At 46.9% G+C, this 17,103-nt stretch carries 12 protein-coding genes and 1 pseudogene; 5 read left to right on the forward strand and 8 right to left on the reverse strand.

Features of this window, described 5'->3' with window-relative positions; genetic code table 11:
• Window positions 1-129 precede the first annotated feature (129 nt).
• From AZ66_RS01110 to AZ66_RS01120, 3 genes are all read right to left on the reverse strand, one after another.
• Window positions 130-1,206, reverse strand: coding sequence for a sensor histidine kinase (locus tag AZ66_RS01110; protein WP_044353233.1), 1,077 nt, complete (start codon window positions 1,204-1,206; stop codon window positions 130-132).
• Window positions 1,206-1,940 (reverse strand): response regulator transcription factor, encoded by a 735-nt coding sequence (locus tag AZ66_RS01115; RefSeq protein ID WP_021262656.1) that lies wholly within the window; start codon window positions 1,938-1,940, stop codon window positions 1,206-1,208. Before AZ66_RS01115 ends, AZ66_RS01110 begins: the two co-directional genes overlap by 1 nt.
• A 195-nt stretch (window positions 1,941-2,135) precedes the next feature.
• The gene (locus tag AZ66_RS01120; protein WP_044353234.1) at window positions 2,136-2,894 is read right to left on the reverse strand and encodes an MBL fold metallo-hydrolase; all 759 of its coding nucleotides are present in this window, start codon (window positions 2,892-2,894) and stop codon (window positions 2,136-2,138) included.
• A 134-nt stretch (window positions 2,895-3,028) separates the two neighbouring features.
• Between AZ66_RS01120 and AZ66_RS01125 the strand changes: the two genes are divergently transcribed.
• The gene (locus AZ66_RS01125; RefSeq protein WP_021262658.1) at window positions 3,029-3,445 is read left to right on the forward strand and encodes an Lrp/AsnC family transcriptional regulator; all 417 of its coding nucleotides are present in this window, start codon (window positions 3,029-3,031) and stop codon (window positions 3,443-3,445) included.
• Between the two features lie 144 nt (window positions 3,446-3,589).
• Here the strand turns inward: AZ66_RS01125 and AZ66_RS01130 are convergent, their stop codons facing one another.
• The gene (locus AZ66_RS01130) at window positions 3,590-4,777 is read right to left on the reverse strand and encodes a serine hydrolase domain-containing protein (RefSeq protein ID WP_044353235.1); all 1,188 of its coding nucleotides are present in this window, start codon (window positions 4,775-4,777) and stop codon (window positions 3,590-3,592) included.
• Between the two features lie 342 nt (window positions 4,778-5,119).
• Here AZ66_RS01130 and AZ66_RS01135 point away from each other — a divergent pair, with 342 nt between their 5' ends.
• Window positions 5,120-6,934: a helix-turn-helix transcriptional regulator gene (locus AZ66_RS01135; RefSeq protein WP_044353236.1), complete on the forward strand. Its 1,815-nt coding sequence runs from the start codon at window positions 5,120-5,122 to the stop codon at window positions 6,932-6,934.
• Window positions 6,935-7,024: 90 nt separating this feature from the next.
• On the opposite strand, the gene AZ66_RS01140 is transcribed toward AZ66_RS01135, so the two are convergent.
• On the reverse strand, window positions 7,025-8,008 hold the full coding sequence (locus AZ66_RS01140; RefSeq protein WP_231586682.1) for a CapA family protein: 984 nt from the start codon (window positions 8,006-8,008) through the stop codon (window positions 7,025-7,027).
• A gap of 123 nt (window positions 8,009-8,131) precedes the next feature.
• Between AZ66_RS01140 and AZ66_RS01145 the strand changes: the two genes are divergently transcribed.
• Window positions 8,132-8,902 (forward strand): YheC/YheD family protein, encoded by a 771-nt coding sequence (locus tag AZ66_RS01145; protein ID WP_044353237.1) that lies wholly within the window; start codon window positions 8,132-8,134, stop codon window positions 8,900-8,902.
• Between the two features lie 50 nt (window positions 8,903-8,952).
• Here the strand turns inward: AZ66_RS01145 and AZ66_RS01150 are convergent, their stop codons facing one another.
• Window positions 8,953-9,405 carry an SRPBCC family protein gene (locus tag AZ66_RS01150; protein ID WP_044353238.1) on the reverse strand — a complete coding sequence of 151 codons (453 nt, stop codon included), beginning with the start codon at window positions 9,403-9,405 and terminating at the stop codon, window positions 8,953-8,955.
• Window positions 9,406-9,684: 279 nt separating this feature from the next.
• Between AZ66_RS01150 and AZ66_RS01155 the strand changes: the two genes are divergently transcribed.
• A complete protein-coding gene (locus AZ66_RS01155) occupies window positions 9,685-10,455 on the forward strand; it encodes an AraC family transcriptional regulator (RefSeq protein ID WP_231586686.1) in 771 nt (256 codons plus the stop codon).
• 98 nt (window positions 10,456-10,553) lie between these two features.
• On the opposite strand, the gene AZ66_RS01160 is transcribed toward AZ66_RS01155, so the two are convergent.
• Both AZ66_RS01160 and AZ66_RS01165 read right to left on the reverse strand, forming a co-directional pair.
• Complete coding sequence (locus AZ66_RS01160; RefSeq protein ID WP_044353239.1) at window positions 10,554-11,312, reverse strand: exodeoxyribonuclease III; 759 nt, start codon at window positions 11,310-11,312, stop codon at window positions 10,554-10,556.
• Between the two features lie 324 nt (window positions 11,313-11,636).
• A pseudogene (locus AZ66_RS01165) lies at window positions 11,637-12,005 on the reverse strand (GtrA family protein); the annotation flags it as partial.
• Between the two features lie 479 nt (window positions 12,006-12,484).
• On the opposite strand from AZ66_RS01165, the gene AZ66_RS33245 reads away from it, so the two are divergent.
• Window positions 12,485-17,011, forward strand: a complete 4,527-nt coding sequence (locus tag AZ66_RS33245; protein WP_044353240.1) for a S8 family serine peptidase — start codon at window positions 12,485-12,487, stop codon at window positions 17,009-17,011.
• Window positions 17,012-17,103 lie beyond the last annotated feature (92 nt).

A 17,103-nucleotide genomic window follows, 5' to 3' on the forward strand; every position in this document is an offset into this window, starting at 1 on the left:
TTGATGTATCACAACAACGCAAGTATAGCCCTGCTACCGTACGTATCCCATCGATTTAAGTGACATTGCGGTACTCAGCAACCTTACAAGATTGTCACCTTACAGGGCTTAGTTGAGCATCAGTCAACATCAGCGCCGTTCAAGTAAATGGATGCCCCTTGCTTGAAACGTCACCGTCATGGTGGTCCCTGCATGAAGCTCAGAAGATGCCGACAATCCGTGGCCTAACCGGCCGCATACTTCCTTGGCTACATACAGCCCCATTCCCGTCGATTCCCCAAGTGCCCTTCCATTCTCCCCCGTGAAGAATGGATCGAATATGCGAGGCAGATCGTGTGACGGAATTCCAGTTCCCTCATCCGTTATGCTTAAGCGGCACTTGCCGCTATCGTCATTCGTAATGCGGAAGCGAAGCTGCTTCACCCCCGGCTTGCCCTTGCTGTATTTGATTGCATTGCTGACGAATTGATTCAATACAACGCGCATCCATTTTTCATCCGTTTCCACCCAAGCCTCACCCTCAATCAGCGGAAAGGTAGCATGGCGAATGCATAGACGCTTATGTCCGTTCACCACCGAACGAACAAGATCATGCAGAGATATTCTTCGTATATGGAGATCCATTTCGAACTTATCGAGTCGTGCTGTATACAACAGCAGCTCCAAGCTGCGGGACATGCGATCTGTCTCCTCCTGAATGCTGGCAGCGAACTGCTTCTGCTCCCCCTTGGATACCGGAATCTGCTGTATTGCCTCCTGGCACAGCATGTCCGCAGCCGATATCGGAGTTTTCATCTGATGCACCCATTGAAGCACGAAATGATTATGCATCTCCTGCTGGCGGCGGTAGTTTCCAAGCTCATTCAAATAGATACGATATTGGCGCTCCAGCACGTCCACGACGAGCGTCTGCTCCCTTGTGACGGGAGACTGAACGAGCACGGCGGCGTTCACGTCTCCAGAATTTTTACATGCTTGCATCAGTTGCTTGAAATAGTTTTTCTGCCGAATATAATCTACGATTAGCCATAGGACTAGAAATAATAGTGAAAGCACGATGAAATAAACGATTGTGCCGTCATCCGTTGCTTCTGGATAACGCGCCTTCTTCAGCAGCATCAGGCTGGTTCCAAGCCCAATGATTAGAGCGCTCGCAAGCAGATAAAGCAGCCGGTCACGAACAAATACTATGGGGTATTTATTCATCAAACATGCTCCCCCTTCGGTCTCTCGCTTTCCTCGCCGAGCACCAGCTTATATCCTATCCCTCTTACCGTGCGAATTGCATCCGGCAAACCTAGCTCTCCCAGCTTATTGCGCAGTCTCTTCACGTTTACCGTCAATGTATTGTCGTCCACGAATTGAGTATCGTCCCACAGCGTTTCCAGCAGCTGATCTCGGGTCACGGCAGTACCACAATGTACGAGCAGGCTTTCGGCCAATAGCTGCTCGTTCTTCGTCAGCTCGATTTTTCTCTGCTGCCATATAAGCTCATTGCGACTAAGGCTTAATGTTATTCCTTCCGCGACTATGTCCGGTTTCGGCGGCGGGGGAAGCTCCAATATGGCAGCGTAATCCCCATATACTCTGCGCAGTACGCTGCGCACCTTGGCAACCAGCAAATCGAGCATGATTGGCTTTGTAATATAATCATCGCCGCCATTCTCAATGGCCATTACTTGATCCATCTCCCCTTCTCTCGCTGAAATGAACATGATCGGTAGATTGGATCGAGCACGAATTTGTCTGCACCAATAATAGCCATCAAAATACGGCAAATTAATATCGAGCAGTACCAAATGAGGATCGAAAGCGGTCAGTTCGGACATCAAATCTCGAAAATGTGAAGCGCACAATGCTTCAAAATGATATTTTTCTAAGTTTCTTTGTATGACGGAGGCGATCTTCTCATCGTCTTCTACTATTAAGATGCGGTACATTTATGTAATCCCTCCCGTTAGCGCTACAAATCATTACAATTCCCTACTTACCTAAATAGACAATAAAAATGATACCACCCTCGCCATTTTACGTATAGAAAATCGAAAAAGCTGCCGAACCAGTCGGCAGCTTCTGCAGTATAAAATTAGCCTATTGTTATTTCTCAATTTCACTCGATAACATCATCATATACTTCACAACGTTATGACCTGGCCATCTTCTGGAACGAAGATTTGATCCGCAATCCCTTTCTCTTGAGCATAACTACGCAACTCCTGCCTCGACAGCAAGCAGTGATTCACCGCCTCCATATGCGATGAAATGATGATGGATTCCGGCGATGCTTGATGTGTCCGATAAATATCTTCCTTAGTCATGAGGATTGGGTCACCGATAAGGAATTGAGCTGCACCTCCGTTTACTACAATCACTTCAGGCTTGTGCTGTTGAATTGCAGCCTCCACCTTGCAGCACCATATCGTATCTCCCGCGACATACAAGGTCTTCTCTGTCGGATGCGACAAGACGAAGCCGGACACCTTGCCCATCTGCATTCTGATTACCCCTGTTCCATGTCGACCATCTGTGCGCTGCAAACGAACTTTACCAACAGATGTATGATCGTTCATTGCCTCGACATGATGGAAGCCCGCATCGCGAATAGCTTGAGCGTCCTGACCGTTTTGGGCAATAATGCGAATCACTTTAGGCAACACCGATTTTGCCGTGTCGTCGAAATGATCAAGATGAAGATGCGTCACAATGACGGCATCCACCTGAATGATATCTTCAATAGGAGTCGGCAGCTCAACAAGCGGATTACGAAGCTCCGCATGCGGTGTATTTGGGAATGCTGGGTAAGTCCCCTTAGGGGCCAAAAATGGATCAACCAGCAGCCTCTGACCTCCGTACTCTATAATCATCGTAGCATTGCGAATCTGTGTAATGTTCATCCAGCATTCCTCCTGTGGCAAGCGAGCCTCTTTTGCTCTTCCTATGAATAGGATAATATGATTGAAGATAGGAAGACATATACAGAATCAAGTGTTGAACGTCAAATACTTGATTAATGAAAGAGGTTGTTACGATGCTGGATTCTACGGATCAACGCATTATTGAGGAACTGTCCCGCAATGGCCGAGTTTCAATGAAGGAACTGGGGCAGAAGATTCATATGACAGGTCAAGCAACGGCGAATCGCGTACAGAAGCTGGAAGACGAAGGCGTTATTGAACACTATACGATTCAATTGAATCAAGCTAAGGCTGGGTACCCCGTACAAACATTTATTCAAATCTATACAAAGCAGCCGGATCATCGTCCATTCCTGTCCTTTGTCGATGCACAGCAGACCTATGTTCTGCATAATTATAAAATTAGCGGCGAGTGCTGCTATCTAATGGAATGCCGCTACCCCTCCAATGAGGAACTGGATGCATTCCTCGTGGAATTGAATCAATATGCGAATTACAGACTGTCGATTGTCATTAAGAAAAACCCTTAAGTAGAATCTCACAAATCTTCAACCCATCATTTAACGTCATACATTCTAACCTTCTTCTACCAATGCTGATAGTAATATAAAGAATACAGCCGTCTTTAAGACGGCTGTATTCTTTGTCCCTTTGTCGGACATGACAATGATTATTTACGGTTTATCAGCGCCGTTGAATTCAGCACGAAAGATTTCATCATGGGGATTAGCCGGGGATCCTGCAAACTGAAGTATATTCACGTTAGCACTCATGACATGTTTGCCGTCAAGCGTCCCCCCGCTTTGCGAACCGAATCCATGAATGCCACCGCTATGGCCCCATACCGACTCTCCGTCCGCACGCTTCGTTACTTCATAAATACCCAAGCCATACCGACCGATAGGGGTCTCCACACCATCCAGCATTTGTGTCATCGATTCTTTTGACAACAGCTTTCCGCCTAGCAGTGCACTGAAAAACACATTCAGATCCTTGGCGGTCGAAATCATGTCGCCCGCTGCGTTCCCCCATGAAGGATTGAGCTCCGTGATGTCGATGTATCCTCTGCCATCCAATGTGATATATCCCCGTGCATGTGGATCTGGCAAAGAGGACTTCGTGCCAGCAACGGAGGTGTCTTTCAACCCCAATTTTGCTATTATGCGTGCCTCGATATTTTCGCCGTACGTTTTACCCGTAACCTTCTGGATAATAACTCCCGCCAACACATAGTTTGTATTGGAGTAGCTCCATCCCTTGCCGGGCTCGAATAGCGGCTTCTGCTCCAAGCCAAGCCGAATCAATTCATCCGCGGAATACGTTTGATAAGGCTTCTCTACTATGATCCGCTTTATGAAGTCTTCTGATGTATAATTGGCAATTCCGCTCGTATGATTCAGCAGCTGCCGAATCGTAATGTTGCTTCCATCATATCCATTCCCTTGAACCACGCCCGGAAGCCACTTTTCCACGGAATCATCCAGACTCAATTTGTTCTCCTCCGCCAATTGAAGCATTACAGTTGCGACGAACGTTTTCGTAATGCTGCCGATTCGATAATGGAATTCCGGATCCATCTTACGATCACTATAAATACTTGCCTGGCCCGCCCCATACGACCACACCTGTCCATCCTTTACAACCTGTGCTAGGATACCGGGAACTTCCTTACGCTTCACAAGGTCATCCATCGTCTGTTGGACAAGTGAATGCTTCTCATTTGGTAGATGGTTTACTTGACTTTCTTGTGTCGAAGCCCAATTGTTTCTCACATCCTGTGCCCGAGCTGCCGAAGTATTCAGCAGCATGGATCCTGCAAGCAGCACAGAAAAACTCGCCAACAAACATTTTTGAAATAACATAGAATCCTCTCCTCTTCTTTTCTTGTAGAATCGCGGCATACCTCATGCACTCGGTAGATTCAGAAGCTTAATGCCCGCGACTTAACCTCAAACTATCTGAAAAATGTCATATTTCGTAGTAACGAAATGTCACTTATGGCAAATTACTAGGCAATACGCTCCCGCAAAGGGGCATGACATGGGGTTCATATGACAAAATGTCATGATGTGACAAGCACTGTGTCATCCCATTCTGCCGTTAAATTCTAGTAACATGGATGACGTAATTGCCTCTTGACTGTCGTCATAGTTGTTATCAATACATTGCAGAATCTATCGGAACTATGAAATGAGGTGCTAACATTGAATATAGCAATACCGTGGACGAAGCAGCGGGCGTGGTACGATTGGGCGATTCTTGTCACTCGAATCTATTGGCTGATCAGCGCGTCAGTCATCGTACTAGCGTTCCGTGAAGAGTTCCCTCACGCGATGTGGATGCTCTGTACGCTAGCCTTATTCGTCTATCCTCTTCCATTGCTGCTGGGGTTCGGAAGACAATGGCACATGCTTGCGGAAATCTTGCTTGTCGGCGTTTTCAGTATTTGGATAAGTGCCTACTTGCCTCTAGCCTCATGGCAATTCCTTATGGCTGCCTTTGTATTCGGCTTCTTAAGCAGCCGCAATTCGCTATGGTGGACCGCTCCCCTGGTCGTGATCTGTATTCCCTTCAGTCTCGGCATGGCCGCTAATTCAGCGATGGATGAGATTATACTCCGGTACCTGCCGAACAATGGGTTAGCCTACTTTCTAGGCTTTGCTTTTCAATTGCTAGCACTCACTCATAAGCAAAGTCTCATCATTCAGGAGCAGAATCGCGTGCTCGAGCATCATGTAACCCAAGTAGAGCAGCTTACCTTGATCGAGGAGCGGAGCAGGCTGTCCCACGAGCTTCACGATACAATCGGGCACACGTTAACATCCATCATTATGGGATTGGAATCGATGCGTCCCGCCATTCCTGAATCACACGGCAAGCAATATGGAGAAATAATAGTACGGGCTCGCAAAGGGTTCGATGATATACGTACGCATCTGCATGATCTATCCCCCGATCAGATGGATGGAACCCTAAGCGAATCGATAAATCAGCTGTCCAACGACTTCTATACATCGACAGGCATCAAGGTAAAACTCCGCGTGTTGGGAACAGAGTGCCCTGTAACGAAACACGTCAGTCACTGCCTGTACCGATGCTTGCAAGAAGCCCTGACGAATGCTGTACGTCACGGACAAGCCACCTCCATAGATATTTCGCTATATTACGATGAAGAATGGCTCCGTCTGCATATCGAGGACAATGGCCAAGGGATGGAGCAGGTACAATACGGCTATGGACTTTCGGGGATGAAAGATCGCCTGCTCGCATTGGGCGGTAATCTGTCTATTCATTCCGTGCCTAGAGAAGGTACGGTAGTCGTATGTAAGGCACCTCTCATCATGCCAGCACCGAACGCTGCAGTGCGAATTCTTATCGTAGACGATCAGGAATCGATTCTGCATAGCTTGCATATGTTATTGACCAAGCACCCTGAATTCGAAGTAGTCGGGGCGGCCTCCAATGGGCGGGTAGCACTTGAACAGTGCGAGCGGTTCCATCCAGATCTAGTGCTTATGGATGTGAAAATGCCGAAAATGGACGGGATTACCGCCCTTCAAACGATGAAGCTGCGGTGGCCTGACTTAAAGATTGCATTTCTGACTACTTTTCCAGACGTCGGGCAAGCGATGACGGCCCTTAAGCACGGTGCCAACGGCTATATGCTGAAGTCCGTCCATCCAAAAGAACTGATTGAGGCCATTAAATTGATTAACAACGGCGGGACGTGGATCGCAGAGGGCATTGCGGAGCAAGTATTTGCAGGCATGAAGCAATCAAGGACGAGCAACATAGAAAATAGCGCAAGTCATATTCAAGACAATCCATATGGACTTACACAGCGCGAACACCAAGTATTGCACCATCTATCATTGGGCCTTAGATACAAGTCAATCGCGAAAAAACTCTTCTTAAGCGAAGGCACTGTACGAAACTATTGTTCCATCCTCTATTCCAAGCTGAATGTAGGCAATCGGGAAGAGGCTGTATTAAAAGGAAAACAGGAGAATCTTTGCTAATGACCTCAGCAACGCGGATGAAGGAGCAATAATTGCCCCTTCTTATTTTACTGTTCGACCTCAACTGCACACCCTTTAGGGGTCAGTCCATTAATCGGGGATGATCGAGAACACGGTTCGTCCCTGTTCTTCTACTCGTTGCACGGTTGTCAGCCTCTGATCGATCTTGGTAATATCCGTAATCCCTTGTTTGTTCTTCTCAATCGTTAACGATAGGATCATCCCTTGCAGCGTCTTTGGGTTCTTCTTCAATCTCGTTGTCAGGAAATTTCCTAGCGAAGAAGCCGCCACCCGGAGCCGAGTGCGACCGTACCTATCCTTCATTCTTTTGGAGATGACGGGATGAAGGACATGTGGGTGAGCGCCCAGCACCACATTTACACCGTGTTGGAACAGCAATTGCATGAGCCTGCGCTGCCCTGCCGTCGGCGTTGTTCGATATTCCTGTCCGAAATGCAAACAGGCAATGACCAGATCTGCTTGCTCTCTCAACGCCTTAACATCAGCAAGCATCTTGCTCGGATTCAGGCGATTGACCTGCCACGCCTTCGGGACAGGAATTGAATTTGTACCCAGCGTATACGCGGCAAGGCCTAGCTTGATTCCCTTTACAGGTATGATCATGGATGTGTGCGCATCTCTCCTCGAACGATAGGTACCCGTGTGCTTCAATTCATAACGATCAAGAACATCAAGTGTTCGGACTAACCCCTTCCCGCCCCCATCCATGCAATGATTGTTCGCAGTCGAGAAGAAATCAAATCCTGATCGCTTCAGTGCAGGTGCCAATTCATCTGGACAGCTAAAGATCGGATACCGTGTGACAGGATGCCTTTGCTCCTTCCAACGATTGCTCCCCTTCGGTTTCAAGATGTCGTCATCATGCCAGGTTGCACCCGAGAATGTCGTCTCCAAATTGCCAATCGCAAAATCATGCTCCTGTATATAAGGAGCTACTTGTTCGAAAATCGGTTCAAATTGATAGCCGTCAGGCTGCTTCGCTGAGCCAATGATTTCACTCTTCATCAATATATCTCCTACCGCGGCAATCTTGATTACCGTCAAGTCGCTCACTCCTTCCTGCCCATAGTTTATTCAGCTACCCAACAATGTGCAAAAAAACGCGAACAATACGGGCAAGGTCCCAGTCAGGCGAATAAGATAGGGTAAACACCTACAGGAGGAGGATCAGACTCCATGAAGAGAAAGGCGAGAAAGACAGCAGCTAAAACACGTTCTGTGGTCGAGCCAAAGGGACCGAAGTGGGAACATCATCTCGCATTGATGAAGGATCATGAGCTGCGTGGGCATTTGCCAGAGACATTGAGGCTGGATAAGGACTCTTTAACATTCATGCTATCGCTGTATCCAACAATCTATGTGAAGCCGAATCAAGGCGCCTTCGGTGAAGGGGTCATGAAGGTAAGCAAGTCAATGGATTCCTCTGGATCAGAACAGTTCCATGTCCACCACGGAACGAAGCAGCATACTTTCCATTCGGAAGAACAATTGTATCCCTTCATTCTGGCGAAGAAGACAAGCAAAAAATATATTGTGCAGCAGGGAATTGATGTGATGAAATGGGAAGATCGCCCCTTCGATCTGCGCATTATGGTCAGGAAGCAGGAAGACGATAGCTGGAAGAACGAAGGCATTCTCGGCCGTGTTGCCCAGCCTAACAAAATTGTGACAAATATTCGCAGCGGCGGAAGCTCCATGTCGATTGAGAAGTTATTATCCTCGCATACCAATTGGGTCAGTCTGCGCAATGTGAAAGAGCAATTGAATCGGATCAGTGCGCGTACAAGTGAAGTGATTGAGACCAGATATCCCGGAGTGAGGATGCTCGGTATTGATATTGGTATCGATCAACAATTAAAGCCATGGATCATCGAAGTGAATATGAAGCCAGAGAAAATATGCTGGGATTGCATCGAAAAACTCTACCAGGAAAGTGAATCCGTCTAACCTATGGAAAGCAAAAGAGAGCCGACATAACGTCGACTCTCTTTACCGTTCTACCAGCCAAAATCCAATGTCTTTCCCGTTTCAGCCAATGTCTTAATGTTGCTTAGTATCATCCACCAATGTCCCTTCGTACTCTCATAGGATGGATGTCCTTCCGTCCAGTTGTCATTGACCAATGTTAACCGTGTACAGCTGCCAACCTCGTCAATCGTGAAGGTAATTCGAGTCTCCAGCTCCGCATGATTCTCACGATAAGAGGGCCCCGGATGCTCTGTATAGCTCAACACTTTGTTCGGTTCATAGGCCAAAATATGTCCATACACATGCACCGTCTCGTCGCCTTCATTACCTGGACCTACATATTCATAAGGAGCTCCAATTTCGAAGGTCGATTTCAGTACACAGCCGAAGAAAATTTTACGCGTCCCTTCTGGAGACGCGATTGTATTCCATACGATCTCAGGCGATGCTCCAATATAAAATTCATACTTTAATGCTTCCATTTGCCTTCACTCCTTCGCAAAATGACTGACTACTCGTTCCCATACTAAGCAGCATTGCGGTGATTCCCATCTATTGCTACTATAATTATAGATATTGCCCGTAAGCTTGTATTGTAAAAACGCGACAGTCCACAGGAATTAGGCACATTGTAACGGTTGGCACATAACAGGGGCTTGCTCAATCAACAAGTCCATCGTCCTTCAATCTTGATTTCGGGAGTGATTCGCATCGTACTTATGCAACCCACAATCCATAAGCCTAGCATGGGCATTTTGAACATGAAACAAGGCGAGCAGAAATTCTCGCTTGCGCGCCATGTACCCTCTGAACAATTGCGTGATGTTATTAAGCACTTCTGGATCATTCGCTGGGATCTAACCGATCAGCTTCCATACGAACAAGGGATTGTTCCAAATCCATGCGTTAATATGGTCATTGAGCATGGCCAAACAGCTATCTATGGTGTTGCACAGAACCGCTATTCCCATCGTTTGGAGGGCAAGGGAAAGGTATTAGGCATCAAATTCAGGCCAGGAGGATTTTATCCGTTCGCAGGCCTGCTCATCTCCCAGATCACAGGCCGTTCAATGCGTCTTGAAGATGTATTCCAAGCTGATCCGCGTCTACTTGAACAGGCTGTCCTATCCGAGGACGAGGATGAAGATATGGTCGCGGCAGCAGAAGCCTTCTTCCTAGCGCATCTTCCCACTAAAGACAACAACGTGGCTTATCTCAATCGTATCATTGACCATATTCAGGGCAATCGCCATATTACGAAGGTCGATCATGTATGTGAACATTTTGAGGTGAATAAGCGCAAGCTGCAGAGACTGTTCCAGCAATATGTGGGTGTGACGCCTAAATGGGTCATTCGACTGTATCGATTGCAAGATGCCGCAGAAACCATCGACTACGGCGCCTATCAAGATTTGACGAGACTATCCATAGATCTTGGCTACTATGATCAATCCCATTTCATTAAGGATTTCAAGGCTATCATCGGTGCTACACCAGAGGAATATACGAAGCGTGTTCTCCACGCAACATAGGAGAAGGCCGGATTCCCTCTCTGTATGGGTCTCCGGCCTTCTGTTATTGATTTATGATTCCAATGATTCCATTCTTGCTTCTAGCTTATGTTCTCCAGCTATATATCCTCTATTATCAAATGAACCGGGCAATGATCACTGCCCAAGATATCCGAGTCAATACGAGCATCTACCAAGAAATCGTTCAATCTCGAAGATACGAGGAAGTAATCAATGCGCCACCCGATATTCCGTTCACGCACCTTCGGCATGTACGACCACCAGCTGTACGCGTCCGTCCGATCCGGATAGAAATGCCGGAACGTATCTGTGAAGCCTGCGTTTTGTAAGATGGTCATCTTCTCCCGCTCTTCTGCTGTGAATCCAGAATTGCCCTGGTTCGATTTCGGATTCTTCAAATCGATCTCTTGATGAGCAACGTTCAAGTCACCACAAACGATAACCGGCTTGCACGCATCCAACTGCTGCAAATAGCCGCGGAATCGCTCTTCCCACTCCAGTCGTTCTTCCAGACGGGAGAGATCACGCTTCGAGTTCGGCGTGTACACATTGACTAAGAAGAAAGATTCGAACTCAAGCGTAATGATGCGGCCTTCCGGCTCCTCATTCTCCTCGATGCCATAGCGAACCGTCAGAGGCTTCTTCTTCGTAAATACAGCCGTGCCCGAATATCCCTTCTTGAGCGCATAATTCCAATACTGCGAATATTCCTCGCCGAGATCAAGCTCAATCTGCCCTTCCTGCAGCTTCGTCTCTTGGACACAGAAAATATCTGCGTCCATCTCTTGAAAGTAGTCCATAAAACCTTTATTCACGCAAGCACGCAACCCGTTCACGTTCCAAGATATCAGTTTCATTATGATCTATCTCCTTACTATTGCGATTCGAAGTTTGTATTCTCTTATGTAGTGTAACATAAGAGAGTACCGCTAGTAGAACGCTCAGGTAAGGAGATGATTGGATCACATTCTATCTCTTCGAAAGCTGAGAATAGCTGATAACTAACGCTTCCTTTTAAATGGGATGGAATAGCAGGCTTATCCATAATCGGCAGCATTTCTTTCGGCTGATCCTTCGTTACAGGCAGATACCTGTTCACCATCCAGACTGCGTGTATTACAGACTTTTTGATTATGATCGTCCTCAAACTTTGTTTCTTGATGAGGTGCAAATACCCACAATCGACTGCCGCTGTAATTCACGAACATCCCTCCTGTCGTAGCTGCCAGCTTGCTGATCCATAACGGAAGCTCGCTCCATTCAATCAGCATCAGCAGCAGTCCAGAAGAGAGCAACATTGACAAGCCGTTCAACAGCGCAAATTTCATAATTTCGTGTATTCTGATCTTATCCGACACTTGAAACGTCCATTTCCGATTGAGGAGAAAGCTGTTAAGCATTCCGGCACCGGAGGAAGCCGCTTGTGCAAGTAAATATGATGCTTCCCCTGCGATAAGCAGATAGAATACGGAGAAGTCTACAATTGTGTTCGTTAATCCAACTTGGCAGTAGCGCATAAACTGAACCGCCGCTTGTTTATCGACCATCATGGCATTTCCCTCCTCTCTGGTTGGGAGCTTCTATTCATTGCTCTGTGTTCCCTGAACTTCATAGAGGGAATTGATATCAATCATTCCCCTTTTTAAAATTCCAAAGATGCCCTTCGTTTCCGAAAGAACACCTGATAGCAACCATCATATCCGGGCTAGCTGAGTCCAGGCTTAAGCGGAACTGAACGAAATATGAGGGCTAGCTGAATATCAGCTGAAAATGAGAAATTCGTTCTGTACGACAACCAGCCATAATCTATGATTTCCTTTTAACACCCCCTACCATTCGTAGCCTGTTCCAAACTATGATTTAGGACTAAATACCCATGTTTTCAAATAGAGTGTGCGCTACAATAATCACTATCACCTATTTGGAATGATATGGAATCAAATACTGAATTAAGGAGGTTTTCGTAGAATAAAAGAAGATTCCAGAAGACACGAAGCCAGCATCAACCATTTTGAAGGGAGGCTGCAGCTTGAAATTACATACGATTCGAAGAAAATTAGCGGGGTTCCTTAGCATCGCCATGGTGGCCGCCATGCTATTCCCTGCTCCATCGCACACTTATGCCCAGGAGATTGCATCGACTGAGCAGGCCACACCAAACATCAAATCGACCTTATCACCTCAACTCCAACTTCCTGGTCAACCCAAATACTCTACATACTCCTTGGCACCAACCAAAACAAGCAACTTCGTTCCTCAATCCGATACTAGTGATCCGATAACAGTCATCGTTGAATTAACAACTGATCCCGTAGCCTTGTCTCTAGCGAACCAAGGAAAGAGCTTTGCTCCATCTGCGCTTAACCAGGAACGGAAGATTAAGCTTGAGCATAGTGCCTTCAAAGTGCAAGCCGAGAAGAACTTAAATGCAGTACTGCATCGCGAATATACGAAAACATTCAACGGATACTCCGTGCGCATTCCAGCTAACGAGGTAGATAAGCTTGCGAATCTTCCGAACGTTAAAGCTGTGTATCCGAACTTGGAGTACAATACAATCCCTGTAGACAACGGATATGTATTCAAGCCATTGATGGACGAGAGCGCCCCTCATATTGGCGCCAATAAATTATGGGATATCGGCGTTACAGGCGCGGGCATTAAGGTTGGAGTGATAGATACAGGAGTCGATTATAACCATCCTAGCTTAAAAGATGCCTATAGGGGTGGCTGGGATTTCGTTGATAACGACAATGATCCAATGGAAACTCTGCCTGATCCGTCAAAGCCGAAAAGAGCAGACGGCAAGGAATATCATACAACACACGGGACACATGTATCCGGCACGATAGTGGGCCGTGGTGATCCCAGCAATCCGAACGGTAAGAATGGCTGGGTCAAAGGTGTAGCTCCCGGTGCTGACTTATACGTCTATCGGGTGCTCGGGCCATACGGTAGTGGATCGACCGAGAATATTATTGCAGCTATCGATCGAGCGGTAACAGAGAAACTAGACGTTATCAACCTGTCGCTCGGCGGGAATTTCAACAATGCCTACACTGCTGATTCGGTTGCAGTTAATAATGCGGTAAGAGCAGGCGTAACCGTTGTATTGGCCGCAGGCAACAATGGCCCTAAGCCTGGAACGGTTGGCACTCCGGGAGGAGCCCATCTTCCGATATCCGTAGGTGCCTCCACGCCTCCAATGATTACGCCTGTATTCAAAGCTCCGGGAATTCAACAATTGCTGTATGCTCAATTGGCAGAATTCGCCGCAGAAATTACTACTGCGGGCACATCATTCGAAGTGGTATATGCCAATTTCGGTAAGACTGAAGACTACAAAAACATCAACGTATCCGGCAAGCTGGTACTCGTTTCACGTGGCGGCGAAATTGGCTTCCAGGAAAAAGCAATAAATGCAACGAACGCTGGAGCCGCGGCGCTCATCATTTACAACAATGAGCCTAGTGAACTGAAGGCCACGCTTGGCAAAGAAGGCCAGTACATACCTACCTATACGGTCTCACAGGCCTCGGGTCTAGCGATCAAAAAGAACATTGAGCAGGGAATAAACACGATCACCTTTGATACCACAGAAGAAAAGGATCTGATGGCGGACTTCAGCTCCCGCGGACCTATCTATCCAAACTATACTGCGAAGCCGGATATCACCGCTCCAGGTGTCGCCATTCGTTCCTCCGTACCCGCTTGGGATGGAAATTACGCAAATGCATACCAGAATTCACAAGGAACAAGCATGGCTGCTCCTCACATCGCAGGCGCTGCTGCTTTGCTGCTGGAGAAATATCATCATAAAATTGCAACGAATGATCTCAAATCTCTCATGATGAATAATGCTGTAACCATAGAAGACCGCAATCATAAACCCTATTTGGTAACAGAACAGGGCGCAGGGCGCGTGGATCTTGATCAAACGATTAAAGCTACAGCCATCGCCATGGTTAAAGACACAACTACTGCAACAAGTGATCGTAAAAGCATCAACTATGAAACTGGAAGCGTTTCCTTTGGATTGGTTCCCGCGGGAACCTACTCGCGAGACATTGTCGTTAAGGATATCGCCAATTCGGATCAAACCTACGCAATAAGCAGTTCATGGGGTGGGACAGGCAGCGGCATCGATCTGCAGCTCAGTTCGAGCTCAGTAACTGTACCTGCCAATGGTTCAGACAATCTTGAAGTCAAAGTAGTCATTCCTTCCAATGCAGCTGAGGGCAGCTATGAAGGCGTTATCACCCTGACCGAGCAGACAGCTGGTCACCAGCTGCATCTTCCTGTCAGCCTGTTTGTTGGTATTAAGTATGGGATTGCTCCAATTACGAATCTGACAGTGAAACCTATTTACCTCTCACCAGGCGGTAAAGCGAAAGAAACAGCGGAAGCAAAGGTTACATTTGATCTGACAAAACCACTTGAGCAGTTCAAGGTCTCCGTAACAGACGTTGTATATGGAAAATATATGGGCGACTTTTTTGACAGCGAGGGCAAGCTTCATCTCCCAGATATCTATGGAGAAGAAAAATGGAAGGGATCTGTAACGAAGGACGGCCAGACGGTCTCTCTGCCTGACGGATTGTACGAGTTGGCACCGTTCGTCAACAGCAAGAAACTTGATAATGAGGCAAGAGGATTTGTTATCGACCGACAAGCACCTGAATATACATTGGATGCTAACCCTCTCGTTATTGACAATGCAAATCCAGGCATGGGTATTATCAGGGGACAAATAACGAAAGACTTATTCATTGATTTATTCCCTAGCGATCCTATTGGCAAATATATCGCCACAGCTGCGGTTGATACATCCGGTGTACAGCATGACGGCTTTATTCACAAGGATGGAACATTTGAGATAGGGGTTCCTTTGGATCCAGGTATGAACGAGTTCTATTTATTCGTATATGATGCTGCTTTAAATGGATTTATGGAGCCTGCCGAGGTTATCAAGTTCGATAATAAGGACATCGTTTATGCAGGAAGCAGCAGCTCTAAAGTTCTTACAGGAACTCCATTTGACGTCAAGGTCAATTATTCCGTAGCGGAGGCTGTATATTCCGCTTCATTCAGTCTTACTTATGACAGCAAGCTGACTTTGTTGGACGTGAAGCCAAGCGTCACGATGGCCACGTATCAAAAGCTCCATTATCCAGATACACCACTGATTATTCATCAGGAAATCACCGATGAAAATGGCTTGAAGAAATTGAATTACAGCATTAGTTTAAGCGGCGGTGCTTATGAAGGCGAAGGAGATCTTGCAACACTCACCTTCGTTGGCAATCAAGAAGGAATGTATGAATTTAATCTTGGAGCAGTGAAGTTGCTCAATGATAAGAGCTCGTCAATTCCGATAGGTTCTGTGTTGTCTTCTAAGATTGAAATTGTTAAACCATCCGTTCCGAATCCGAAGCCGGAGCCGCCAACTTCAGCCTTTTCATCAGGAGGTTCTGCAGCATCTGTTACACCAACTCCAACAGGTAAACAACTGAAAGCTGGATTACTGACGGAGACGAAGAAGGATAGTACGGTAAATGCAGTGTTCAAGATTAATGCAGATGCCGTGCAAAAACAGCTGAAGGACAAGGATGCCAAGCAGGTCTCACTCGATATCAGCGACTTACACACGAAAGATTATGGTGAGGTCGTATTCACACTGGACAAGTCGACTGCGAAGCAGCTGCAGGATTCAGGCAAGGACTTGCTTCTATCTGGAACTGATTTTGACATTGTCATTCCGAATAAATCGGTAGCTGATCTTATCGGCTCGAACGGACTTGAGCTTGTGCTTTCCCTGTCTGACCACAAGGATAAAGGGTTCGCAAAAGAGCGTGGCGAAGCTACCTACACCTCTCCAAAGCTCACCATCCGCGGCCCTAAAGATGCGAAGAGTGTGCCGCTTGGAATTACACTCAAGCTGACAGATGCCGCGAAGGATATTCGCAGGGCAGGTGTCTATGCACTCGCGCAAGATACGGCTAACTCTTGGAAATACACATTGGCAGGAACACAAGCGGCCGACAAAAAATCGGTCACGTTCGAAGTAACTCAATACGGCACCTATACCATCGCAGAGCATGTAAGACCATTTAGCGATATTGCTGCACATTGGGCGAAGGATGAAATCGAAGTAATCGCCGCCCATGATCTGCTGCATGGTAAAGACAGCTTAGACACGTTCAAACCGAACGATGTCATTACTCAGGCTGAATTCGTCTCCTTGCTTGATCGCTTGACGAACAGCGGCAAGACATGGGAGCAGCGAATTGCTGAGCCTGGGGCACGGAATCCAATTACACGCGAGAAGCTGGTCGTCTTGCTGGCCCAAGCACTGCAGGCCGATCTCTCCCAAGCGAATGCATCACTTGGGTTCAAGGATGAGGAGCGTATTTCACAAGATTCGAAGGCTGCCGTTGCATATGCAGTCAGCAAAGGGCTCATCAAAGGTTCTGACGACAATACATTCAATCCGACTGGAACTTCCACTCGTGCACAAGCAGCCATCATTTTGTATCGTGTACTGAATCAGAAGTAAGCTTAGCGGCCCAAACTCAAGAAGCAGAATCCCTACGCTCTAGCGAAGGATTCTGCTTCTTTTTTATCAGGTTACGTTACCTCTACTGAAGC

The sequence above is a fragment of the Paenibacillus sp. E194 genome (genome assembly GCF_000935845.1).
In the GTDB taxonomy this organism is placed as follows: Bacteria; Bacillota; Bacilli; order Paenibacillales; family Paenibacillaceae; genus Paenibacillus_B; species Paenibacillus_B alvei_B.

Excerpts from the sequence above, each read along its gene's own strand:
- AZ66_RS01145 (WP_044353237.1), top strand. The coding sequence starts at position 8,132 with ATGAAGAGAAAGGCGAGAAAGACAGCAGCTAAAACACGTTCTGTGGTC.
- AZ66_RS01110 (WP_044353233.1), bottom strand. The coding sequence starts at position 1,206 with ATGAATAAATACCCCATAGTATTTGTTCGTGACCGGCTGCTTTATCTG.
- AZ66_RS01125 (WP_021262658.1), top strand. The coding sequence starts at position 3,029 with ATGCTGGATTCTACGGATCAACGCATTATTGAGGAACTGTCCCGCAAT.
- AZ66_RS01130 (WP_044353235.1), bottom strand. The coding sequence starts at position 4,777 with ATGTTATTTCAAAAATGTTTGTTGGCGAGTTTTTCTGTGCTGCTTGCA.
- AZ66_RS01115 (WP_021262656.1), bottom strand. The coding sequence starts at position 1,940 with ATGTACCGCATCTTAATAGTAGAAGACGATGAGAAGATCGCCTCCGTC.
- AZ66_RS01120 (WP_044353234.1), bottom strand. The coding sequence starts at position 2,894 with ATGAACATTACACAGATTCGCAATGCTACGATGATTATAGAGTACGGA.
- AZ66_RS01155 (WP_231586686.1), top strand. The coding sequence starts at position 9,685 with ATGAAACAAGGCGAGCAGAAATTCTCGCTTGCGCGCCATGTACCCTCT.
- AZ66_RS01150 (WP_044353238.1), bottom strand. The coding sequence starts at position 9,405 with ATGGAAGCATTAAAGTATGAATTTTATATTGGAGCATCGCCTGAGATC.
- AZ66_RS01160 (WP_044353239.1), bottom strand. The coding sequence starts at position 11,312 with ATGAAACTGATATCTTGGAACGTGAACGGGTTGCGTGCTTGCGTGAAT.